At 50.1% G+C, this 22973-nt stretch carries 20 protein-coding genes and 1 tRNA gene; 14 read left to right on the top strand and 7 right to left on the bottom strand.

All coding sequences use genetic code 11. The annotated features are described in order from the left end of the window. The first annotated feature begins 319 nt into the window (after nucleotides 1-319). From yagE to OWK27_RS13785, 4 genes are all read left to right on the top strand, one after another. On the top strand, nucleotides 320-1228 hold the full coding sequence (gene yagE, locus OWK27_RS13800) for a 2-keto-3-deoxygluconate aldolase (protein WP_267590599.1): 909 nt from the start codon (nucleotides 320-322) through the stop codon (nucleotides 1226-1228). 14 nt (nucleotides 1229-1242) lie between these two features. After that, nucleotides 1243-3210 (top strand): xylonate dehydratase YagF, encoded by a 1968-nt coding sequence (gene yagF, locus OWK27_RS13795; protein WP_267590598.1) that lies wholly within the window; start codon nucleotides 1243-1245, stop codon nucleotides 3208-3210. Nucleotides 3211-3436: 226 nt separating this feature from the next. Further along, the gene (locus OWK27_RS13790) at nucleotides 3437-4819 is read left to right on the top strand and encodes an MFS transporter (protein ID WP_176608846.1); all 1383 of its coding nucleotides are present in this window, start codon (nucleotides 3437-3439) and stop codon (nucleotides 4817-4819) included. A gap of 11 nt (nucleotides 4820-4830) precedes the next feature. Continuing rightward, on the top strand, nucleotides 4831-6441 hold the full coding sequence (locus OWK27_RS13785; RefSeq protein WP_267590597.1) for a glycoside hydrolase family 43 protein: 1611 nt from the start codon (nucleotides 4831-4833) through the stop codon (nucleotides 6439-6441). A 4-nt stretch (nucleotides 6442-6445) separates the two neighbouring features. Here OWK27_RS13785 and xynR read toward each other — a convergent pair whose 3' ends face one another. The 3 genes from xynR to argL all read right to left on the bottom strand — a co-directional run bounded on the left by xynR (nucleotide 6446) and on the right by argL (nucleotide 8412). Next, nucleotides 6446-7204, bottom strand: a complete 759-nt coding sequence (gene xynR, locus OWK27_RS13780; RefSeq protein WP_267590596.1) for a DNA-binding transcriptional repressor XynR — start codon at nucleotides 7202-7204, stop codon at nucleotides 6446-6448. 138 nt (nucleotides 7205-7342) lie between these two features. Beyond that, a complete protein-coding gene (argF, locus tag OWK27_RS13775; protein WP_267590595.1) occupies nucleotides 7343-8347 on the bottom strand; it encodes an ornithine carbamoyltransferase in 1005 nt (334 codons plus the stop codon). Continuing rightward, complete coding sequence (argL, locus tag OWK27_RS13770; protein ID WP_242527695.1) at nucleotides 8317-8412, bottom strand: putative translational regulatory protein ArgL; 96 nt, start codon at nucleotides 8410-8412, stop codon at nucleotides 8317-8319. Before argL ends, argF begins: the two co-directional genes overlap by 31 nt. 99 nt (nucleotides 8413-8511) lie before the next feature. On the opposite strand from argL, the gene rraB reads away from it, so the two are divergent. The 7 genes from rraB to OWK27_RS13735 all read left to right on the top strand — a co-directional run bounded on the left by rraB (nucleotide 8512) and on the right by OWK27_RS13735 (nucleotide 14968). Beyond that, on the top strand, nucleotides 8512-8937 hold the full coding sequence (gene rraB / locus OWK27_RS13765; RefSeq protein WP_039261087.1) for a ribonuclease E inhibitor RraB: 426 nt from the start codon (nucleotides 8512-8514) through the stop codon (nucleotides 8935-8937). 46 nt (nucleotides 8938-8983) lie between these two features. Beyond that, nucleotides 8984-9742 (top strand): tRNA isopentenyl-2-thiomethyl-A-37 hydroxylase MiaE, encoded by a 759-nt coding sequence (gene miaE, locus OWK27_RS13760; RefSeq protein WP_267590594.1) that lies wholly within the window; start codon nucleotides 8984-8986, stop codon nucleotides 9740-9742. A gap of 30 nt (nucleotides 9743-9772) precedes the next feature. Next, complete coding sequence (locus tag OWK27_RS13755) at nucleotides 9773-10495, top strand: topoisomerase II (RefSeq protein WP_267590593.1); 723 nt, start codon at nucleotides 9773-9775, stop codon at nucleotides 10493-10495. Nucleotides 10496-10600: 105 nt separating this feature from the next. After that, a tRNA-Leu gene (locus OWK27_RS13750) sits at nucleotides 10601-10685 on the top strand. A 265-nt stretch (nucleotides 10686-10950) separates the two neighbouring features. After that, on the top strand, nucleotides 10951-12243 hold the full coding sequence (locus OWK27_RS13745) for an ATP-binding protein (RefSeq protein WP_149121095.1): 1293 nt from the start codon (nucleotides 10951-10953) through the stop codon (nucleotides 12241-12243). After that, complete coding sequence (locus tag OWK27_RS13740; RefSeq protein ID WP_267590592.1) at nucleotides 12236-13216, top strand: O-methyltransferase; 981 nt, start codon at nucleotides 12236-12238, stop codon at nucleotides 13214-13216. Before OWK27_RS13745 ends, OWK27_RS13740 begins: the two co-directional genes overlap by 8 nt. 27 nt (nucleotides 13217-13243) lie before the next feature. Continuing rightward, the gene (locus OWK27_RS13735) at nucleotides 13244-14968 is read left to right on the top strand and encodes a DUF262 domain-containing protein (RefSeq protein ID WP_149121093.1); all 1725 of its coding nucleotides are present in this window, start codon (nucleotides 13244-13246) and stop codon (nucleotides 14966-14968) included. A 71-nt stretch (nucleotides 14969-15039) separates the two neighbouring features. Here the strand turns inward: OWK27_RS13735 and dndE are convergent, their stop codons facing one another. From dndE to dndB, 4 genes are read right to left on the bottom strand one after another with little or no spacing between them, the layout of a single operon-like run. Further along, nucleotides 15040-15393: a DNA sulfur modification protein DndE gene (gene dndE, locus OWK27_RS13730; RefSeq protein ID WP_149121092.1), complete on the bottom strand. Its 354-nt coding sequence runs from the start codon at nucleotides 15391-15393 to the stop codon at nucleotides 15040-15042. Continuing rightward, on the bottom strand, nucleotides 15393-17393 hold the full coding sequence (gene dndD, locus OWK27_RS13725; RefSeq protein WP_267590591.1) for a DNA sulfur modification protein DndD: 2001 nt from the start codon (nucleotides 17391-17393) through the stop codon (nucleotides 15393-15395). The genes dndE and dndD overlap by 1 nt, the downstream gene beginning before the upstream one ends. Next, a complete protein-coding gene (dndC, locus tag OWK27_RS13720; protein ID WP_149121090.1) occupies nucleotides 17383-19017 on the bottom strand; it encodes a DNA phosphorothioation system sulfurtransferase DndC in 1635 nt (544 codons plus the stop codon). The genes dndD and dndC overlap by 11 nt, the downstream gene beginning before the upstream one ends. Further along, entirely contained in the window at nucleotides 19014-20099 is a 1086-nt protein-coding gene (gene dndB / locus OWK27_RS13715) for a DNA sulfur modification protein DndB (RefSeq protein ID WP_267590590.1), read from the bottom strand. The genes dndC and dndB overlap by 4 nt, the downstream gene beginning before the upstream one ends. Before the next feature lie 556 nt (nucleotides 20100-20655). Here dndB and OWK27_RS13710 point away from each other — a divergent pair. The 3 genes from OWK27_RS13710 (at nucleotide 20656) to tssB (ending at nucleotide 22943) form a co-directional block, all read left to right on the top strand. Further along, nucleotides 20656-20964 (top strand): helix-turn-helix domain-containing protein, encoded by a 309-nt coding sequence (locus tag OWK27_RS13710; RefSeq protein ID WP_267590589.1) that lies wholly within the window; start codon nucleotides 20656-20658, stop codon nucleotides 20962-20964. Between the two features lie 303 nt (nucleotides 20965-21267). Next, nucleotides 21268-21738, top strand: coding sequence for a SymE family type I addiction module toxin (locus tag OWK27_RS13705; RefSeq protein WP_095907288.1), 471 nt, complete (start codon nucleotides 21268-21270; stop codon nucleotides 21736-21738). A 704-nt stretch (nucleotides 21739-22442) separates the two neighbouring features. Continuing rightward, nucleotides 22443-22943 carry a type VI secretion system contractile sheath small subunit gene (tssB, locus tag OWK27_RS13700; protein ID WP_014830481.1) on the top strand — a complete coding sequence of 167 codons (501 nt, stop codon included), beginning with the start codon at nucleotides 22443-22445 and terminating at the stop codon, nucleotides 22941-22943. The last annotated feature ends 30 nt before the right edge of the window (nucleotides 22944-22973 follow it).

Raw genomic sequence — 22973 nt, 5'->3', positions numbered from 1 at the left:
AATGTCCGGTAAAGACGCGGAGAAAAATTTCTGGCAGACTGTCTGTAAAGGCACGATGAGGTCTCTTCTGATTTGTTAGCGCAACCAGTAGATCACACTTCATCGTGCTTTTCATTTTTCTGGGGAACCCTCAGCCCTGTGGGAGAGGGTCAGGGTGAGGGCACCAGACCGCACCCTCTAATATGTGATCCAGCTTAAACTTCCCGCACTCCCTCTTCCCTTCTCATTTACCTGTGCTTTTTCTGCGTCATAGTATGATCGTTAAATTAATGAACGCTGTTCTATAATGTAGAACAAAATGATTCAGCAAGGAGATCTCATGCCGCAGTCCGCGTTGTTCACGGGAATCATTCCCCCTGTCTCCACCATTTTTACCGCCGATGGCCAGCTTGATAAGCCGGGCACCGCCGCGCTGATCGACGATCTGATCGCGGCAGGCGTTGACGGCCTTTTCTTCCTGGGCAGCGGCGGTGAGTTCTCCCAGCTCAGCGCCGAAGAGCGTAAAACCATTGCCCGCTTTGCTATCGATCACGTCGATCGCCGTGTGCCGGTGCTGATCGGCACCGGTGGCACCAACGCCCGTGAAACCATTGAACTGAGCCAGCACGCGCAGCAGGCTGGCGCCGACGGCATCGTGGTGATTAACCCCTACTACTGGAAGGTGTCGGAAGCGAACCTGATCCGCTACTTCGAGCAGGTTGCCGACAGCGTCACGCTGCCGGTGATGCTCTATAACTTCCCGGCGCTGACCGGGCAAGATCTGACGCCGTCGCTGGTCAAAACCCTGGCCGACTCGCGCAGCAACATCGTCGGCATTAAAGACACCATCGACTCCGTGGCCCACCTGCGCAGCATGATCCACACCGTCAAAGCCGCCCATCCGCACTTCACCGTGCTGTGCGGCTACGACGATCATCTGTTTAATACCCTGCTGCTCGGCGGCGACGGGGCGATCTCGGCCAGCGGCAACTTTGCCCCGCAGGTGTCGGTGAATCTTCTGAAAGCCTGGCGGGATAAAGACGTGGCGAAAGCGGCTGAGTATCATCAGACCTTACTGCAAATACCGCAGATGTATCAGCTGGATACGCCGTTTGTGAACGTCATTAAAGAGGCGATAGTGCTTTGCGGCCGCCCGGTTTCTACCCACGTGCTGCCGCCCGCCTCCGCGCTGGACGAGCCGCGTAAGGCGCAGCTGAAAACCCTGCTGCAACAGCTCAAGCTCTGCTGAGCCGGACGATAACCATGACCATCGAGAACATTTACACCCCGCAGGACGATGCGTTTTATGCGGTGATCACCCACGCGGCGGGGCCGCAGGGCGCGCTGCCGCTGACCCCGCAGATGCTGATGGAATCCCCCAGCGGCAACCTGTTCGGCATGACCCAGAACGCCGGGATGGGCTGGGACGCCAACAGGCTGACCGGCAAAGAGGTGCTGATTATCGGCACCCAGGGCGGCATCCGCGCCGGAGACGGACGCCCGGTTGCGCTGGGCTACCACACCGGGCACTGGGAGATCGGCATGCAGATGCAGGCGGCGGCGAAGGAGATCACGCGCAACGGCGGGATCCCGTTTGCGGCCTTCGTCAGCGATCCGTGCGACGGGCGCTCGCAGGGCACGCACGGGATGTTCGACTCCCTGCCGTACCGCAACGACGCGGCGATCGTGTTTCGTCGCCTGATCCGCTCCCTGCCAACGCGCCGGGCGGTGATCGGCGTGGCGACCTGCGATAAAGGGCTGCCCGCCACCATGATTGCCCTGGCCGCAATGCACGACCTGCCGACCATTCTGGTGCCGGGCGGGGCGACGCTGCCGCCGACCGTGGGGGAAGACGCGGGCAAGGTGCAGACCATCGGCGCGCGCTTTGCCAACCACGAACTTTCATTGCAGGAGGCCGCCGAGCTGGGCTGTCGCGCCTGCGCGTCGCCGGGCGGCGGGTGTCAGTTCCTCGGCACGGCGGGAACCTCGCAGGTGGTGGCCGAAGCGCTGGGCCTGGCGCTGCCGCACTCCGCGCTGGCACCGTCCGGGCAGGCGGTGTGGCTGGAGATCGCCCGCCAGTCGGCGCGGGCGGTGAGCGAGCTGGATAACCGCGGCATCGCCACGCGCGATATCCTCACCGACAAAGCCATCGAAAACGCGATGGTGATCCACGCGGCGTTCGGCGGCTCCACCAATCTACTGCTGCACATCCCGGCCATCGCCCACGCGGCGGGCTGCACGATCCCGGACGTTGAGCACTGGACGCGCGTCAACCGCAGGGTGCCGCGCCTGGTGAGCGTGCTGCCCAACGGCCCGGACTACCACCCGACCGTGCGCGCGTTCCTCGCGGGCGGCGTGCCGGAGGTGATGCTCCACCTGCGCGATCTCGGCCTGCTGCACCTGGACGCCATGACCGTCACCGGCCAGACGGTGGGCGAGAACCTCGACTGGTGGCAGGTGTCCGAGCGCCGGGCGCGCTTCCGCCAGTGCCTGCGCGAGCAGGACGGCGTGGATCCGGACGACGTGATCCTCCCGCCGGAGAAAGCAAAAGCGAGAGGGCTGACCTCGACGGTCTGCTTCCCGACGGGCAACATCGCGCCGGAAGGATCGGTGATCAAGGCCACGGCCATCGACCCGTCGGTGGTGGATGACGATGGCGTTTACCGCCATACGGGCCGGGCGAGGGTGTTTGTCTCGGAAGCGCAGGCGATCAAGGCCATCAAGCGGGAAGAGATTAAGCAGGGCGATATCATGGTGGCGATCGGCGGCGGGCCGTCCGGCACCGGCATGGAAGAGACCTATCAGCTCACCTCCGCGCTCAAACACATCTCGTGGGGCAAGACGGTGTCGTTAATCACCGATGCGCGCTTCTCGGGCGTGTCGACGGGCGCCTGCTTCGGCCACGTGTCGCCGGAGGCGCTGGCGGGCGGGCCGATTGGCAAGCTGCGCGATAACGACATCATTGAGATTGCCGTGGATCGCCTGACCCTGACGGGCAGCGTGAACTTCATCGGCACCGCGGACAACCCGCTGACGCCGGAAGAGGGCGCGCGCGAGCTGGCAGTAAGGCAGACGCACCCGGACCTGCACGCCCACGACTTTTTGCCGGACGATACCCGGCTGTGGGCGGCGCTGCAGTCGGTGAGCGGCGGCACCTGGAAAGGCTGTATTTATGACACCGATAAAATTATCGAGGTAATTAACGCCGGTAAAAAAGCGCTCGGCATTTAATTATTTTTTGAGATAAAACCGTCTGCGGAAAATATTCCGCGGGCGGCTTTTTTGTCTCTGTTATTTTTCAATATAAACAATAAGTTGAGATATATCGTTGGCGTCACAAAAGCAAAATAACGTAATTCAGAAATAAGATATGACCATTGCTGGTTAATTGAACAGCTCATTACACTCCTCCTACACGATGTTGTAATTCAGCACACTACATAAGGGTGTAATTCTGATGACGCAATTAACCATGAAGGACAAAATTGGCTACGGGCTGGGTGACACCGCCTGCGGCTTCGTCTGGCAGGCCACGATGTTCCTGCTGGCTTACTTCTACACCGATGTCTTCGGCCTGTCGGCGGGGATTATGGGCACGCTGTTTTTGGTCTCCCGCGTGCTCGACGCCGTCACCGACCCGCTGATGGGGCTGCTGGTGGACCGCACCCGCACGCGGCACGGCCAGTTCCGCCCGTTCCTGCTGTGGGGCGCCATCCCGTTCGGCATCGTCTGCGTGCTGACCTTCTACACGCCGGACTTCTCCGCGCAGGGCAAGATCGTCTACGCCTGCGTGACCTACATTCTCCTGACCCTGGTCTACACCTTCGTTAACGTTCCGTACTGCGCCATGCCGGGCGTCATTACCGCCGACCCGAAAGAGCGTCACGCCCTGCAGTCCTGGCGCTTCTTCCTGGCGGCGGCGGGCTCGCTCGCCATCAGCGGCATCGCGCTGCCGCTGGTCAGCATCATCGGTAAAGGGAACGAGCAGGTGGGCTATTTCGGTGCCATGTGCGTGCTGGGCCTGAGCGGCGTGGTGCTGCTCTACGTCTGCTTCTTTACCACCAAAGAGCGCTACACCTTTGAGGTACAGCCGGGCTCGTCGGTGGCGAAAGACCTTAAGCTGCTGCTGGGCAACGGCCAGTGGCGGATCATGTGCGCGTTCAAGATGATGGCGACCTGCTCCAACGTGGTGCGCGGCGGGGCGACGCTCTACTTCGTCAAATACGTGATGGATCACCCGGAGATGGCGACCCAGTTTTTACTCTACGGCAGCCTCGCCACCATGTTCGGCTCGCTCTGCTCCTCACGCCTGCTGGGCCGCTTCGACCGCGTCACCGCCTTCAAGTGGATCATCGTCGCCTACTCGCTGATCAGCCTGCTGATTTTCGTCACCCCGGCGGAGCATATTGCCCTGATTTTCGCCCTCAACATCCTGTTCCTGTTCGTCTTTAACACCACCACGCCGCTGCAGTGGCTGATGGCCTCTGACGTGGTGGACTACGAGGAGAGCCGCAGCGGGCGCCGCCTCGACGGGCTGGTGTTCTCCACCTACCTGTTCAGCCTGAAGATTGGCCTGGCGATTGGCGGGGCGGTGGTGGGCTGGATCCTCGCGTACGTCAACTACTCCGCCAGCAGCAGCGTGCAGCCGGTCGAGGTGCTTACCACCATCAAAATTCTGTTCTGCGTGGTGCCGGTGGTGCTCTACGCGGGCATGTTCATCATGCTGTCGTTCTACAAGCTCACCGATGCCCGCGTGGAGGCCATCAGCCAGCAGCTGATCAGGCACCGCGCGGCGCAGGGCGAGGCCGTTCCCGACGCTGCGACAGCCGCATCCCATTAACCGGAGGCAATATGGAAATCACCAACCCAATACTCACCGGCTTCAACCCGGACCCGTCCCTCTGCCGCCAGGGCGAGGACTACTACATCGCCACCTCGACCTTCGAGTGGTTCCCGGGCGTGCGCATCTATCACTCCCGCGACCTGAAAAACTGGTCGCTGGTCAGCACCCCGCTGGACCGCGTGTCGATGCTGGACATGAAGGGCAACCCGGACTCCGGCGGCATCTGGGCGCCGTGCCTGAGCTACGCCGACGGCAGATTCTGGCTGCTCTACACCGACGTGAAGATTGTCGACTCGCCGTGGAAAAACGGCCGCAACTTCCTCGTCACCGCGCCCTCCATCGAGGGCCCGTGGAGCGAGCCGATCCCGATGGGCAACGGCGGGTTTGACCCGTCCCTGTTCCACGACGACGATGGCCGCAAGTACTACCTCTACCGGCCGTGGGGGCCGCGCCACCACAGCAACCCGCACAACACCATCGTGATGCAGGAGTTTGATCCGCAGACCGGCACCCTCTCGCCGGAGCGCAAAACCCTGTTTACCGGCACGCCGCTCTGCTACACCGAGGGCGCGCACCTCTATCGCCACGCGGGATGGTACTACCTGATGGTCGCCGAGGGCGGCACCAGCTACGAGCACGCCGTCGTGGTGCTGCGTTCCAAAAACATCGACGGGCCGTACGAGCTGCACCCGGACGTGACGATGATGACCAGCTGGCACCTGCCGGAGAACCCGCTGCAGAAGAGCGGCCACGGCTCGCTGCTGCAGACCCATACGGGTGAATGGTACATGGCCTACCTCACCAGCCGCCCGCTGCGCCTGCCCGGCGTGCCGCTGCTGGCCTCCGGCGGGCGCGGCTACTGTCCGCTGGGGCGCGAGACCGGCATCGCCCGCATTGAGTGGCGCGACGGCTGGCCGTACGTGGAAGGCGGCAGGCACGCGCAGCTGACAGTGAAATGTCCGCAGGTGGTGGAACAGCCCGCTACCGTTCAGAACGGCTGGCGGGAGGATTTTGACGGCAGCACGCTTGACCCGGAGCTGCAGACCCTGCGCGTTCCGTTCGACGACACCCTCGGCTCGCTCACCGCGCGCCCGGGCTATTTACGGCTCTACGGCAACGACTCGCTCAACTCGACCTTTACCCAGTCGACCGTGGCGCGCCGCTGGCAGCACTTCGCCTTCCGCTCCGAAACGCGGATGCAGTTCTCGCCGGTTCACTTCCAGCAGAGCGCGGGGCTGACCTGCTACTACAACAGCAAAAACTGGAGCTACTGCTTTGTGGACTACGAGGAGGGGCAGGGGAGAACCATCAAGGTGATTCAGCTCGACCACAACGTGCCGTCGTGGCCGCTGCACGAGCAGCCGATTCCGGTGCCGGAGAGTGCGGAGAGCGTCTGGCTGCGGGTGGACGTGGATACGCTGGTTTACCGCTACAGCTACTCGTTCGACGGCGAGACGTGGCACGCCGTGCCGGTAACGTATGAGGCGTGGAAGCTGTCGGACGACTACATCGGCGGGCGCGGCTTCTTCACCGGCGCGTTTGTGGGGCTGCACTGCGAGGACATCAGCGGCGACGGCTGCCACGCGGACTTCGACTACTTCACCTACGAGCCGGCCTGACGGCTCAGGCCGGGTAGCCCAGCGCGCGTGAGAGCTGGAGCCCGGCCTGCTGAAGCTGCTCGCGGAAATTAGCCAGCTCGGCGTCGTCCACGCGCGAGGTCAGCGTCGACAGGCTCAGGGCGGCGATGACGCGGGACTCGTGGTTCCACACCGGCACCGCCACGCAGCGCACGCCCTGCTCGTTCTCTTCGCTGTCCAGAGCGTAACCCTGCTCGCGGGTCTGCGCCAGGGCGCTCAGTAAGGCTTCGCGAGAGGCGAGGGTGGAAGGGGTATAGGTGGTGTACTGATAGCCTTCCAGCAGGGCGTTCAGCTCGGCCTCGCCCAGCCAGGCAATCAACACCTTGCCGATGGCGGTGGCGTGAACTGGCAGGCGGCGGCCGATGCGCGAATAGGCGATGGCGGCCAGCTTGCCTTCAATCTTCTCGATATAGACCCCTTCACGCCCGTCCAGGATCCCCAGATGGGTGGTCTGCCCGGTCCGCCGGGACAGCTCCGTCAGCCAGCCTTTCGCCTTCTGTCGAATATCGATGGAGCCCACGACAAAATGGCCGCGCTCGACCAGCTTCATGCCGAGGCGATACTTGCCGTTCTCCGGGTTCTGATCGATATAGCCGTGAAGCTGCAGGGTTTTCAGCAGGGAGTGGAGGGTACTTTTGCTCAGCCCCATCAGTTTGCTGATGTCGGTGATCTTAAGCTCGGTGGCCTGCTCGTTGAACAGGTCGAGGATCTGCAACGCACGTTCAACAGACTGAATAATCGGCATAATGCTGGTATGTCCACGCTGGAATTAAGGCGAAAACGTACCTTTTTCGGGGTGAAAAATCAATGAAATGGCGCCGATGTTCCCCCTCTCCCTGTGGGAGAGGGCCGGGGTGAGGGCACCAACGCGCAGAGGATCCAATCACCCCCCAAGCGTCGCCACCATCACCGCCTTAATCGTATGCATCCGGTTTTCCGCCTGGTCGAACACGATGCTCGCCGCCGACTCAAACACCTCGTCCGTCACCTCCATCCCGCCGTGCAGGTCGAACTCCTTCGCCATCTGCTTGCCGAGCGTGGTCTGGTCGTCATGGAACGCCGGCAGGCAGTGCAGGAACTTCACGTCCGGGTTGCCGGTGAGCGCCATCATATTCGCGTTCACCTGATACCCGCGCAGCAGCGCAATCCGCTCCGCCCACTTCTCTTTGGCTTCGCCCATCGACACCCACACATCGGTATAGATAAAGTCCGCACCCTTCACGCCCGCCGCCACGTCTTCCGTCAGCGTGATCTTCCCGCCGTGCTTCTCTGCCAGCGCGCTGCACTCAGCCACAAGGCTCTCTTCCGGCCAGCAGGCCTTCGGGGCCACCAGACGCAGATCCAGCCCGGTCAGCGCCGCCGCTTCCAGCATCGAGTTGCCCATGTTGTTGCGCGCGTCGCCCGCGTAGACCAGCGTCATCTCGTTAAACGCCTTGCCCGGCAGGTGCTCCTGCATGGTCAGCAGGTCCGCCAGCAGCTGTGTCGGGTGGAACTCGTTGGTCAGCCCGTTCCACACCGGCACGCCCGCGTACTGCGCCAGCGTCTCGACCACTTCCTGGCCGTGACCGCGATACTGAATGCCGTCGTACATCCGCCCGAGCACGCGCGCGGTGTCCTTAATTGACTCTTTATGCCCAATCTGGCTGCCGCTCGGCCCCAAATACGTGACGCGGGCGCCCTGGTCAAATGCGGCAACTTCGAAAGAGCATCGTGTACGGGTTGAGTCTTTTTCGAAGATGAGCGCAATGTTTTTACCGGTAAGCTTCTGTACTTCCTTGCCATTTTTCTTATCGGCTTTGAGCTGTGCGGCAAGAGTCAGCAGAGAATTGAACTGTGCAGGGGTAAAGTCGAGCAATTTCAGAAAGTGTTTCTTGTACAAATCGGACATTTTATCCTCACATGGCGAATGCCACTTATTGAATTAAAATTCACTTTATATGTGTAATTATTCATTTGCAACCCCGTTTCACAAATCTTTCCAACAAAGGTGGAGGCAAACCCGTCCGTGTGTGAAAATAGAAGTATCTGCCGCACTTTAAAGAGGATTGAGCCATGGCAAACCCGGAACACCTGGAAGAGCAACGCGAAGAAACGCGTCTGATTATTGAAGAACTGCTGGAAGACGGTAGCGATCCGGACGCGCTGTACACCATCGAGCACCATTTCTCTGCGGATGATTTTGACGCGCTGGAAAAACTGGCGGTAGAAGCCTTCAAGCTGGGTTACGAAGTAACCGAGCCGGAAGAGCTGGAAGTGGAAGAGGGCGACACCGTCATCTGCTGCGACATCCTGAGCGAAGGCGCACTGAAGGCGGAACTGATCGACGCGCAGGTAGAACAGCTGATGAACCTGGCCGAGAAGTTTGAAGTGGAATACGACGGCTGGGGAACCTACTTCGAAGATCCGAACGGTGAAGACGGCGAAGAAGGCGACGACGAAGATTTCGTCGACGAAGACGACGACGGCGTGCGTCACTAAGCGTTTCAGGCGGTGGCGCGCGCCACCGCTTTTTCAAGGCAGAACCATGGATTACCCGCAGATACTCGCCCCCGTACTCAACTTCCTCCAGTGCCCGACCCCGCAAGCATGGATTGATAAAGCCCGCGACCCGGCGAACCTGCCGCTGCTGCTCACCGACCACATGGTGTGCGAGCTCAAGGCCGCCCAGACCGCGCTGCTGCTGGTGCGTAAATACGTCGCCGACAAAAGCGGTGCCGACGCGCTGCTCGACTGGCTCAAGCCCTACGAACTGTTCACCTTCCGCGACGGCCCGGAGCCGGACTTCATCGCCCTGCACAGGCAGATTGGCAAAAGCGTGATGCCCAAAACCGACGACCCGTGGGGCCAGGCGCTCATCGACAGCATGGTGCTGCTGATTAAAGAGGAGCTGCACCACTTTTGGCAGGTGCGCGAGGCGATGCTGGCCCGCGACATTCCGTACGTCAAAATCACCGCCAGCCGCTACGCCAAAGGGATGCTGAAGGAAGTGCGCACCCACGAACCGCTGACGCTGATCGACAAGCTCATCTGCGGCGCCTACATCGAAGCCCGCTCCTGCGAACGCTTCGCCGCGCTGGCCCCGTTCCTCGACGACGACCTGCAGAAGTTCTATCTCTCGCTGCTGCGCTCGGAAGCGCGCCATTATCAGGACTACCTGACGCTGGCCCGGCAGGTGAGCGACGACGATATCTCACCGCGCATACAGCTTTTTGGCGAAATTGAAGCCACACTTATCTCGACACCGGACAACGAGTTTCGCTTCCACAGCGGCGTGCCGGTGTAAACCGGCATAACTCAAGGATAAGGATGCGAGATGAATAAAACGTGGACCCGTATTGTGATTGTCATCATTGCGGCTGCCGCCGTGGCGTTCTGGGTGTTTTTCGACAGGCAGCGCGCCCCGGAACGGCAGATGGATAACGCCCTCAACGCGATGCCCGCCTGGCAGGTGATTAAGGAGCAGGAGCCCGCGCTGCATCAGCGCATCCTCGACCAGATGGCCGCCCTGCAAAAAGCGGGGGAGCCAGAGCAGCAGATTATCGACACCATCCAGCCGCAGATCCTGCATTTGCAGATGTCGCGCCTGCAGAACGCCCCGGACGCCAACGTGGTGAACTACATGACCATCAATATGGAGCAGACCGCCGCCATCCAGAAGGTGAGCGACGACGCCTGCTTCCGCTTCCTCTACCCGATGGTGAAGGGCGGCGTGAACCCGATGCGCATGCTGGATAAAGACCTGATGGCCCGGCGTATGCAGGCCGACGCCGACATGATGCGCGCGGCCTACGGCAAAAACAGCCACACCGTGACCCCGGCCGAGCGTGAGGCGGCTGTCGAAGATGTGCGGCCGATTATGAAGGCACTTGCCGATAAGTACGGCGAGGACATCCAGCTGCTGCAGATGCCGGAGAAGGCGGTGGGCAAAGAGAAGCTCTCCTGCGATATGGTGCAGGAGATGTGGGCGAAGGTGCTGGCGCTGCCGGAGCAGAAGGCGGCGAGGGTGATTCGGCTGGCGGTGTCTGAGCTGGACTGACGGTAGCGCTGGTTTTTTGGGCACTTAGCGCGTGTTTAGCGCGTCGTCGCTTGCATGGCGGCGCGCGACAGGTATAATCCACAACGTTTCCGCATCCCCTTCAGTGCCGAAGTGGCGAAATCGGTAGACGCAGTTGATTCAAAATCAACCGTAGAAATACGTGCCGGTTCGAGTCCGGCCTTCGGCACCAAAATCTCTTTTTGCATTAGTATTAAGTTCAGCTATCAAAAGTTTAAAGTACATCCCTTTAGTCTTTAAAAAGCATGTTTCAATATTGTATTTTATAACATATTGAAATAACAGGTTTTTATACGCATCTAATTTTACAACTAGTGTGACACAACCCAGTCTTGTACATATTCTATTTGCGTTGCCAATGTCAATGGAGTTAATCTCTATCCATTGATAACTAAGGTAATATTTTTATTACACTTGATTCGCACTTTCAGGAGTTTATGATGACTGAACAAATTGATGCCAGTCCTACTAAGGAATTTTTCATCGATATGTTAACAAGAGATATCGCATTAGATAGAGCTATCTTGGATCTTATTGATAACAGCATCGATGCCGCCAGAAAAAATGACAAGAAATTTGCCGATGTCACACTCACTATAGAAGATAATAAGTTTATTATTTTTGATAATTGTGGCGGTATGGATATTAAGGCTGCTAAAGATTATGCGTTTAGATTTGGTCGGTCAAAAAAAAGTCCTCCAACACCAAATTCAGTTGGGCAATTTGGTGTTGGGATGAAAAGAACTCTTTTCAAACTAGGAAGAAATTTCCATGTGGCATCTAAGAAAAATAATGAATATTTTTGTATTAATATAGATGTTGATGAATGGAAAAAGAATGAAGAGTGGACATTTGATATTATTTATGATGAGTCTCAGGCCGACTATCATTTAAATGACGGTGAAACAATAATTTCTGTAAGCAACTTATATAGAGAGATCAATGAGCAATTAAATCAGGCTATTTTTATCAACTCTTTGAGTCATGAAATTTCAGTTGCGCATTTCAAAAGCATCAACTCTGGCATGAATATTAATTTAAATGGAGCGAAAATATCCAAATTTGAACTGACGTTTCTTTCGTCACCAGAGCTAGGCGTTTATAGGAAATTAATTGATATTAACGGAGTTTCAGTTAATGTCATGGCAGGGGTTTCCTCTAGAAGTCTAGAAGAAGGTGGGTGGTATATTATATGTAATGGCCGCTTAGTTGAATTTGCCGAACAAAGTAATATTACTGGATGGCAAGTTGATGGCATTCCAAAATATCATCCTGATTATGCATATTTCAGAGGGGTTGTTGAGTTTAATTGTGAAGATTCAAGTAAGCTTCCATGGACAACAACTAAAACAGGAATAGACAGAGATAATGCTGTTTATAGAGCGGCATTGCATGAAATGAAAGTTGCAGCAAGGCCTGTGATATCCTTCTTAAAGGAAAGAATGAAAGAAGATATGGCATTTAGAGATGGCGCTATAGATATTAGGCCATTGAATAATGCAATTGATAATGCTAATAATATTCAGCTATTTGAAGTTGAACAAGATACAGATTTTGTAAGACCTGATGCGGCAGAGAAAAAATCACTTCCTGAAGTGGGAGTGGTACAATATACAATCTTGCAGAAAGATCTTGAATTGGCTAAAGAAGCATTGAATGTTACAACGAACAAGGAAGTTGGTATAGAAACGTTTAAATATTACATGAAATATGAGCTGCAAAATGGCTAATTCTGGAAATATTATCAATTATAGCATTCGGGCGGCGAAAAATATTGAGAGAAAAATGCTCAGGGATATTTTTGTCCGTCTTTCACCTGTCGGTGTTTTTTCTGACTACCAGTATATTGGTTTCGGTTCAAAGTATTTTGTTGATTTTATAATGTTTCACAGATATCTCAATATCCAAGATATGACAAGTATTGAGAGCGATACTCGATTTAAAGAAAAATATCTATTTAATAAACCATATGATTGCGTGAAGTTAGAATTTGGTCATTCAAATGAAGTTTTGCCAAAATTAAACCTTACAAAAAAATCGATAGTTTGGTTGGATTACGACTCAGCATTTTCAAAAATAATGTTGACTGATTTGTCTACTATTGTTGAGCGCTTACCAAGTGGAAGTATAATCACGTTGAGTTATAATTCTGAACCTTATAGGGAAAAAGAACTTATTCAACATTTCGGAAGGAATGTTGACAAGTTATACAGACGCAAATTCGAAGAGGTTTTTGGTAAGCAATTTATCCCAGGAGATTTTGATGAGCGTGGGTGGACAAATAAAATTAAATTTTCTAAATTTATTCGTCAAGTAATTATTTCACAAATTGAAAGTGTGCTGTCTAAGCGTAATATATCTATTTTAGATAAAGATAAGTTCAAGCTCCAACAAGTTGCTTACTTTGATTATGCAGACGGTGCTAGAATGTCAACTCTAAGTTTTGTTATTTTTAACTCGAGTGAACAAGCGAAAATTGAAAGCTGCCGAGCTAATGAATTATTTTTCTATAAAGATAGTGATTGTTCATATGAGATTAAAGTACCGAATTTAACTAATAAAGAAATAAGATATCTCATGGAAAAGATGCCTGGTGATGATAATTTAATTTTTGATAAGAAAATATTTAATCAAGAAGAGGTCTTAGAGTTTAAAAAGAACTACAAATATTACCCCTCTTTTTTTGAAATAGACTCAATCTAAACTAAATTATTGTAATAAGGGGCGAAAATGAATATTAAAGCTGATGGTAAGAATTTAGAACAAATATTTTATGGATTAGATACGCGTTATTTTATACCAAGATATCAAAGGGATTATTCTTGGACGTCAAATAATGAGCTAACTGAACTATGGAATGACATCATTACATCCTACAGTGATGGAAAAGAATATTTCATGGGCACTTTGCTCTTGGCTAGTCGAGAAAAAAATACAACTCATTATGACATTGTTGATGGTCAGCAACGTACAATTAGTTTTATGTTGCTTCTTTCTGTTATTCAGGATTATTCAAAGTTGGTTTCTGATGGTCTCATTTCAGAGAATGATCTAAATTGCTCCTACGAAAAAAGAGAGGATATTGCTGACTCTTTGTTTGCAAGTGTAAATAGGCACATTAAACAAGATGACTATTATTTACGAGCAAACAATAAAGACTCGAAATTTTTTGAAGATGCATTAGATATCTCACTTAGAGAGATTACAACTAATATTAGTAATAAATCTAATAGAGTAACCAAAGCAAAACGATTTTTTCAAGATAAAATAAGGAAAGATTTTTTTGGAAGAAGTGATTCGTTAAATGAAATGAAGAAATTTTTCAGATTCATAATTACAAAGCTGAAATTTGTAACAATTACGGTTGAAGACGATTTTGATGCTTATGTTATTTTTGAATCTTTGAACTCAAAAGGCATGGATTTATCAGTTGCTGATTTACTTAAAAATAAAATTCTCAGTAATGTTTCAAATAATTATCAAGATGCTGCTTTAAGTGAATGGGATGATCTGGTAAAGAAAATACAAGTTGTTCCTGCCAGCTTTGTAGATTATATAAAAGTATATTGGAATGCTTATGAGTCTATGGATGTTACTAAGGCAACGTTATATAAAACAATTAGAAAAACAATCGGAAACAACGAGGCCAACACAAGGAAATTCCTAAGTAATTTAATCAATAATGCCGATTCATTTGATAAACTAAAAAACAAGTCTAATTTAAATTGGCCTAAAATCAATACCAGTGGTAAATGGGCAGAAAAAGTGGCTGAGATGAATCTTTTAGGCTATACAATTCATCTTCCATGTTTTTTGTATGCCATGAAGAATAATGAATCTATTCTGGAAAGACTGTCAGAGTTATCTTTAAATCTCTTGTTCCGTTGGGTGACGATTTGTGATTATGGTATAGGGGAAATTGACTCCTTATTCAAAAAAATGTTAACTGATATGAAGACAGGGAAGAGTAATGATCAAATTCTTGAGGGGTTTTTACCGTTAATCGAAAAGGTGCAAAGTTCGTTTAAAGAAAGCTTTTCAAATTACGAAACAGAAAGCTCTACTATCCTCAAATATATTGCTTGCAAAATAGAACTTCATTTAGGTTCTACGAAGGCACTTATACCCGATTTTTTAGAAGTCGATCTTGAACATGTTTTACCAAAAAATTGTGATTCATGGGGGGAAGAGATGAATTTATTTAGTAAACCTTACCCAAGATGGATTAATTCTATTGGCAATACTATTCTTCTCGAGAAAGGTAAAAATAGAAAAATAAAAAACGCTATTTTTGATGAGAAGAAAAAAATCCTTTCGACATCAGAATTTCATGGTGCGAGAACTATTTCAAAGCTTCATGAGTGGAGTGAAGAACAGATTTTTTATAGGTGCGAGGCTCTCACGGATTTAGCTACTTCTATTTGGAAGCTTGACAAAACAATGTGTAAATGCTGAAAGTTATTAGTATTTAAATTTTAAACATATTGAGTTTTTATGCAAGCCACCTCATTAGAGGTGGCTTCTATTTAAATACTTCTTGAGAACTCTTTTAGACTTCTATGATTTCTTAAGCTCGAAATTCCATCTTCCACATGAGCAGCCCAAGCTTTGATATAATCTTTTTTATCTAACTTAGGATAAAGCATTGTAAGGACAAGCTCTGTTAGCAGTAATGTTTCTCCAAGCCAAGTAATTTTATCTAGAACTAGAGAACCATCAAGCTTTTTGTTGGAATAGGTGCTAGTGTAACGGAAATCACTTTCTACAGATCGAAAAAATGCCAATCTTGCAGATATATTTGGTGTTATACCAGTATAACCTTTCAGTTTTTTTAATTGTTCTTCTGTCTGACGACTTAGTTGCATTCTATTCGGGAGCATTATACTGCCTCCTTAGTTAATTCCCAGAAGTAGCCTGGTTTAAGTGCAGATGATTTTGTTCGAGCATTAAATACGATTTCATATGCATGAGAAATATCATCTCTAAGTTGATCCACAAAATACTTTTCATCCACTTCTGTATCAGTCGAGAGCAACACGACCTGATGACTTGCATATGGGAAATAATGATTAATAAGTTTATCTCTATGCTGAGAATCTAAGCGTCCTAGAGGAGTATCTATAATGACAGGTAGATCTCGCCCGGATGTTTTAGCCAGCGCTTCAAGAATCGCTATCGCATAAATTTGCTTCTCTCCAGCGGAGAGTAGTTTACGATTGATAACTTTGTTGTTCTCATCCACCAGTTCAACATCAAATGTTTCTGGATTGATATGCGCATTCAGCTGCAAGTCTTCTTTCCTGGCTAACTTACGGTACGCAACTTCAAAGTTAGCTGAGAGGGTTTTTACTCGCGCCTGCGTTAACAGTTCACTGTAGCGATCAAGCAAGCAGATTGTCTCTTGTGCATTATTGTACGCGCTATTAAAGCTGTGCTGGTTGTGCGCTGCGTCGTGAGCCTTTTGAATCTGCCGAGCGCAATCAAGTTGCTGTTGTTTGGTATTTTTTGCTTCTTCAAGCAATGAGCGATACTCCTGCCGCTTAGCTTCACGTTGGCGATCCAGTTCTCGGAGTCTTTCAAAAATATCCATTAGCTGATCATCTTCCGGCGCCCGGGCGATGTTTGCGGCGGCTTGCTCTAGCTGTTCTTCTACCTCTGCCAGCTGGTTACGATAAAGGTCAAAACGTTGCCAGGCTTTTTTACTATCCTGTTCGATGGACTGCTGAATCATCCCGGCTTCACGTTCAGATATGTCAAACAGCAATTCACCTTTTGGCTTATCAGCAAGATACGTTTTAAGATTATCTTCTATTGCTTCAGCAGCAATTTTCCCTGTGCTTCCTGAGCGGAACGAAATGTCGCTTTTGAGTTGCGTAAGAAATTGATTCAATTCCTTCTCGAAGCTATTTGCCTGTTTTATTCGTGTCTCAGCACTAATCTGTTCTAGCAAAAGACCTAGAGTCTTTGGTGCTAAAGCATACGGTAATGAGCTATCACACTCATGACGAAGCGCTTTTTCCAGACGATCTTTTTCTTTTAAAAGCGTCTCGACCTTCTGTTTCTCCTGGGTTTTTGTTTGAGCAAAAGCCCCTCCTTGCGCATTTAGAAGGGTCTCGTTCTGCACAATTTCCTTGGAGATCAGATCAATACGCGATTTAGCGAAATCAGCCTTTTCAAGAATTTGCTCGGTCTTAAAGGCAAATTCTTTAATCTGTTTCTCAAGTTCAAGTAGTTTCTGCTGCTGAGATTCAGCCAGTTGACCTGATTGCTGGCGTTTAACGAAAATCGTTAAATCGTTCCGGAGCTTCTCGATTAGATCCAGGCCCAGCAGACGACGCACAGCCGTACGGAGGATATTTCCCGATTCGTCCTCAGCAAGCTCCGCAATTTTTTCACCATCGAAGAAGAACAGGTCTGCTATGCCGTGGGGGATAAGCTCATTTAAGAAACCCTGGCATTGATCATAGCCAAGTCCTTCAATGAGTTTGCCATCCTGCTGTAAGGATAATTTGTCTCGCTTACCTTTTTGCCAGGTGCGGGTAACGGTAAATTCAGCCTCTTGGCCACCTTTATTGTAGGTAAAAATAAGCTCGACTGAAGCCTCATCGGGTTGTTCACCCAAAGTTGAGCCGTTGTGCACCAGAGCGCTAAGCTCTTCCACATACTCTTGCTGCTGAGTTGTTGCACCAAATGCAAGCCTTCCGTAAAGGGCCAGGCGGATAGCAGAAAGTATTGATGTCTTACCTGCACCGTTTAACCCACCGAACAAAACGATAGGGCGGGGGTTATCGTCGATCTGTCGTTTTTTAGGGGCCAGATCGATAACATGCGTTCCATTGAAAACCCTATAATTACGCAGTACCAGCTGTTTAATTAACACGTTCTTTTTCCTCACTGGTATGCAGGCTTGGTTCGCTGACTTCGGCAATTCTCTGCTGCAGCATCTGCAGTTCAGCTTCTATGCTTGCCACTTCTTCCTGATGAACATCACGCTCATTACGTTTCTGCAAAGCTTCCTGCTGTTGTTTTATCTCTTCAAGACTTCCCCAGTCTTGCTTGAGGATCGTCCCTAGCTTGTCGAAGATCCCCTGGCGGCGGCTAAGGCCTTCCATCGAAACTTCAAGCTCGATCAATTTCATTACCATTTCAGGTACAACATCAAATCCTTGGGCAATTTGCTCAAGAAGTTCGGCATCGCTGGCGTCGAAACGTGATTGATCGTCTATAACCCAGTCCAAATCCTCGCCATAAACCTCGCGATAAATGCCCGGTAATGTGTCGTACCAGTCAGGCTCGTTGGGATCCTTTAACCATTGCTGGCGTATAGCATGCAGTTCTGGTTCTGTGATTAATGTAATTGTATGACCTTGGGCGTTCATATCACGCTGAATCGTCAGCAAATCTTTCAACCATTCTTGCCGATACTTAAGCCAGTATGGGCCTGGAACATGTTTACGCTCAGCGGTAAGTTCTTCGCCATCCTTCGCATACTGGTAGCTCACTTTACCTGTGCGTCGCTTATAGTTGCGGTAGGTATCTTTGTTTACTGGATCGGTTGTGAAAGCCAACAGATCGCGGAATTTCAGAAGTGGCGACATCCACTCTTCACCGTTCTGGATTAAGCTTTCCATCGCTTTATCTTTTGTGACGACAGTACATGTCCAGCAACCAAAGCGTGAGTTACCGCAGGAAGGCGTGCTGTCATCAATAACTAGTGGGCATTCACCCTGAGCTGAGGAATCCATATAAAGAGTCCACAGCGGGCGGTTATTACCCCCCCAAGGGCTTTCCCACTCGTCAATATCATCAGGCGCATATCTGAATGCACCACGCAGTAATTTCCATACGTCTTCAACATCCCAGGTATCAATCGGGGTGTAAATGAAGGCATTCGAAAGGGTGGTATGGCGTGCAAGGCGCGAGCCGTCAATCTTATGCTTTGCAATAACCTGAGCACGTGATGCACTTTCACTGCTGCGCGATCCAAGAACGACGATAACTTCATCAAACTGGCTGACCTTATCTTTGATAAAGTCACTTACCGGGTTGATTTTCATTCGTTCTGTACACCAACGGAAACTACGGGTAGGCGCTGGATAGCCTTTACCAAGCAGGTTTACCCAGAATGTCTCGTTGGTTTTTGGCGTTACAGCATGTTGTGTTATCGGTAAGCCGTCGCGTTTAGCGCCAGCTTCAATCTGGAGCATCGTTTTTTTGATGAGGTCTACTACAACCGGCGTTTCTACGAGCGTGTCTGAGGAAACGACAAACACATCCTTCGTACGCATTTCCGGCGGAAGACCCATCAATGCCAGGTAAACAAGGGTAATAACTGCCGAAGAGTCTTTGCCACCACTGTAGCCAATTACCCAAGGGCGTTTATCTGCGCAGTAGACGCGCTGAACTTCAGAGACAAAATCAGCGAGAGTACGCCCAGCAAATTGCTCTTCGTTTATGAAATCTTCATAGTCGGCCAGATCATAGGCCTGAGTTAATGTACTCATGATACAACCATCTGAGCTTCAAGCTCTTTTTCTTCAGGAGAAAGGGGGAGAGACAGCGCTATTTTTAAAGCGTTGCACGTGAGCTGAATGGCGGTACCGGTTTTGCTCAATTTGCCATGTTGCATTGCGCGCTTAATCATCTCAGGATTGCTTTTACGCCAGTCAAAGGTTTTTAGCTTCGTAAGTTTTTCCTGCCAGTGTTCGGGTTCTTCAGCCAGTAGTGAACGGCCCAGAAGGCCCAAAGCCTGCAAACCGATACCGTGGGCATGCACATAATCCTGGCGGAGCTGCGCCGGAGATACTTCTTTGCGTGCAGCAAGCTGCCAGTCTGGCATGACTTTGAAAATAGCCTGCCAGTATAGCGTAGCGATGTGCGTATTGTCCTCAATGCTGCCTACTTTAGGGTCTTTACCAAGCAGGGCGCGTGTTGCCTGTTTAATGCTGCTTAGCGTGAACAGTTTATTGGAAAGCAAACTGATACTAGATTTCTCAAGTTCAGTAAGACCAATAAAGGGTTCGATAGACATCGCAAGATAGCGAGCAAGGTTCGAGCTTACGTCGCGATGATCGTAAAGCGCGGATAGTGATGGGCTGGGGCGGATGGCGTATTTATTCAGATCAGCAAACATCTGCTGGCTACGCCTTAAACCTTCATCAACGAAGAACAATACGGGGATGTTGTCCTGCCCTAATTCAGGACGCTCAGAAAGAGCATCCTCGATAGCCTTACGGCGATGTTGACCATCATTGATAAGAATTTGCGCATCCATTGGTACGCGAAGCGTTCCAAGATTGTTAGAGTTTTCGAACTCGTCAAACTGTACATCGACCGCAATGGATGCCGTTAATGCAGAAAATACGTAATCTTTTGGGTTTTCAAGTAAATAACGCACCATCTCTGGGATGCGTGATTTATTCAAGATACGTTGAGCGCGCAGCTCTGGCGGCACGTCTGTCTCATCGAAGCTGAAGATCTTTGGGATGATGCGCATAGGGCAAGTGGCGATATAGAATGGTCGTCCAGCCTGGACGCCCCTCACTGCGGGGAAAGAGTAGCAATAATCTGCATCAAAGTTAGCCATGTTCTAGTCCCTGTTTTAAAGGCGCAATTACGTTATATTTTACGTAAAAAATTTCTTAGAACGAAATTTTTATGATGATAAAACACGAATTGTTAAAGATTTACGTATGATTTGACGTAACTCTTTGCTGTGCTTGATTCTTCTTGAATGTAAACCTCGAGCCAAAGATTTGAAGTAACGACGTGGCCGTATGAGTTCAGAATTGATGCCACTTGATCCTGCACAGAAGAATTTTACTTTGTGTCACGGTCTCTTAAGAGCGTTAATAGTTGTGTAGGCCCTGAGACCGAAGGTGGCGAGCAAAATCAACTTCCTTTTTGAGAGCAGTTAAAACGCACGCTTTGTACCAAACCATTCTTCATATCTCCTTGTGGGAAGTTGACTAATGAGATACTACGTTATTCGTAGCTTCTTTGGAATCTATAAAAACTACGTTTTACGTAGTTTTGCGAGGGTGCTCGAGGATTTTTGAAATTCTTACGTAAAAATCAATCAAGTGCTTGCACTACGTAAAACGTAGTATCTTCGTTGGGCATTAACTACGATTATCGTAGTTATGAAAACATCTAATTCCCACAATCAGCTCTTCAGTCGACGTCTCAAAGAGGTGCGCTTAGACATGGCGTTATCGCAAAAAAGCCTGGGTATTTTGGCTGGCATAGATGAGTTTGCAGCGAGCGCGCGTATCAACCGCTACGAGAAAGGTGTCCACCAGGCAAATATAGAAGTTGTCCGGCATCTCGCTAAAGTTCTCGAAGTGCCTATAGCATACTTCTATACAGAAGATGATGAACTGGCTTCTTTGGTCCGTCTTTGGCCGAAGCTGGACCCAGAGAAGAAAAAAAATATCCTCCAGCAGCTCTAAACAAAAAAGAGTGCTTCTTTGTACTTGCTCTTCTCGAAAGGCTTTCCAATGATCTAGAACCAAATCCTTGCATTAGAATCTTGCTTCAATTCGTCTGATTTCATTTCCTGAATCCCCCTCGCAAATTCCAAATTTTCCCCACACCAAACCGCTGTATTTATATTCAGCCCTGTATAATGGTCACCAGAAATTACGCCGAACGGCAAAGGAAGTATCGAAGAATATTTAAAGAAAGATTCGCGATATGAAGGTGCTGCAACACCCCCATACCGCTAACCACCACCAACTTATAGGGAGTTGAAAATGGCTGCGACGAATTTTAAGCCAGAGTTTACTGTTTGCAAAACAGAATCAGACGCTTTCACCGGCATGATTGAAAACCGCGAGCTGGTACGCAAAAACAGCGCCCGCCGTCTTCACGGCAACCCGCCCAATGCGGCGCCCGTCCATCCCCGCGCGGAAACACCGCAGGACAGTGCTGCCTGTTGCGAACTGTATGCGCGCATAGACATGAAATACCTTCTTCTGGGTGGCGACTGGTTAACCCGCGCGGGCTTTATCAACGGCATGCCGGTGAAAATCCGGGCTATGAAAGACTGTATTGTGATTACGCCCCAGCATACAAGAGAATTATGGGGATGCCTGGAAGGGATGAGCGTGGTGAATATAAATAAGCAGAAAGTCGCGCAGTGGTTGAAGACGTTTCCGGGCGCGTTGAATGATACGGGCGATATACCGGTGATAAAGCGTGGGAATGGGCAGACGAAAGCGTAACGTTAAAGAGAAAATAATTTTTTGCCCCTCATGCTGACAGGCTAGGAATGCTAGTCGGTAAATGCTGCTATCAGTTCCGGTCCGGGTATCCTGCTACGATGGATGAATCTGCATCTTACTCAGTTGGGTGTCCAACTGTTGAGGTGCAATTCATTGTTATGGAGGGGTATTTTTGCCCTGAATTTCCGTAATAGCAAAACGTGGGGCGATCTTATATTTGTGATTGACATCACACTTATCGATTTTTATTAGCACTTTTTAGGGATAGTCCAGAAATGGACATAAATATTACGCTTTTTAGCACACCCCCGCGTAGCGTCTGGTGGTGCGGAGGTATTTCAGAATTATTCATTGACGTAATTTAATAAGATATTTCTCTAAAGGATTGCAAAAAATTACCGCGTTGAGAAAGGTCAGTTTTTGTTCTTTTTGCAAATAAAATTAACGAGCGACTGCATTATTCATTTTCTTTAGATAGTTGTTCTGGGAATTACAGAATTTTTGGAGGATTTTACGCGCGTGTTGGGACACCTCGTTTTTGGCTTTTCGGATTATTGCCTGTTGTCTGAAAGAAAATTCTTAAGAATTTTCCAGTTGAAAAACAAAGATCTGCGTATTTGATTTTGTTAAGGCGTTTACCCTATTATCCGCGTGTAAAGAGATGTAGTCAGGAAACTTTCACACAGTGGTGATAAGAGGGATTTATGAGCGAGAAAAGCTTCCAGAATGAGATTCCGAAGGCGCGCGTTAATTTAAAACTGGATTTACATACCGGGGGAGCCCAGAAGAAAGTTGAATTGCCGCTTAAATTGCTGGTGACTGGCGATTTCAGTAATGGTGCAGAACAAAGACCGTTATCAGAGCGTGAAAAAATCGATGTAAATAAAAATAACTTTAATGCAGTGCTTTCCGAATATTCCCCGAAAGTGAATCTCACCGTTGAAAATACGCTGGCGGGTGATGGCAGCGAAGAGAATATCAGCCTGACATTTCGCGACATCAAGGACTTTACGCCAGAAGAGGTTGCGCGCCAGATTCCCCAGCTGAAGGCCATGCTCGCCATGCGCAATTTGCTTCGCGATTTGAAAGCGAATCTGCTGGATAACCAGGGCTTCCGAAAAGAGCTGGAAAAAATCCTGCTTGACCCGGCGCTCAGCCGCGAACTGCGCGATGAATTGTCTGCTCTGGCACCGAAACAGCCGTAACGGTCGCAATGAATTAACGGATTAATGAGG

This window comes from Enterobacter cloacae complex sp. 2022EL-00788, from assembly GCF_026627565.1.
GTDB classification, from domain to species: Bacteria; Pseudomonadota; Gammaproteobacteria; order Enterobacterales; family Enterobacteriaceae; genus Enterobacter; species Enterobacter pasteurii.
Note: the sequence above shows the minus strand (reverse complement) of the source record. Positions and strands in the feature narration are given on the sequence as shown.